The organism is Polaromonas sp. P1_G1 (assembly GCF_056405595.1).
The window spans coordinates 1-499 of sequence record NZ_JBFUBU010000157.1 but is presented as its reverse complement, the minus strand read 5'-3'; the positions used below and the strand labels follow the sequence as shown (position 1 = coordinate 499).

The window sequence follows — 499 nt, the reverse complement described above, 5'->3', positions numbered from 1 at the left end:
CCCCACACGTGGTCGCCACCCACGGCGCTTTGGCCTTGGCCGAGCTTGGCGCGCGCATTGGTGGTGCGCTGCAGGGTGGCGTCGTGCATCAAAAACGGCACGCCATCACTGCTCAGCTTCACATCGCATTCGAACATGCGGTAGCCGTGGCCGGCCCCCAGACGGAAAGCGGCCAGCGTGTTCTCGGGTGCCAACTTGCCCGCGCCGCGGTGCGCCACCCAGCGCGGGTAGGGCCAGATGGGCAGGTCGGGGGTAGTGGGGTCGCTCATACAGTGTCTAGGCGTTTTCCAGTGGCAGCGTCAAAGTGGTGGATGCGGTCCGGGCGGGGTGTCACATGCAGCGTAGTGCCCAGCGCGGGCACGGCGGCGGACTCTTCGGTGCGGATGATCAGCAACTCGTCGGCGTCTGCCGCATGCAATTTGTGGGCCCATTTGCCGTAGATCAGGCGCTCGGCACCCAGCATTTCCACGGCCTCCACCTGCAGCGCCCAGCCGGTGGG

Annotated in this window: 1 protein-coding gene and 1 pseudogene; both read right to left on the bottom strand. The window is 66.9% G+C overall.

The features are described 5' to 3' along the window. Positions 1-269 (bottom strand): glycerophosphodiester phosphodiesterase family protein (locus AC1D1Y_RS26245; protein ID WP_477684928.1); only part of this gene is annotated, 269 nt, incomplete at its 3' end. Next, positions 266-499 (bottom strand): annotated as a pseudogene (gene ugpC, locus AC1D1Y_RS26240) (sn-glycerol-3-phosphate ABC transporter ATP-binding protein UgpC); the annotation flags it as partial. The pseudogene ugpC and the gene AC1D1Y_RS26245, both read right to left, overlap by 4 nt.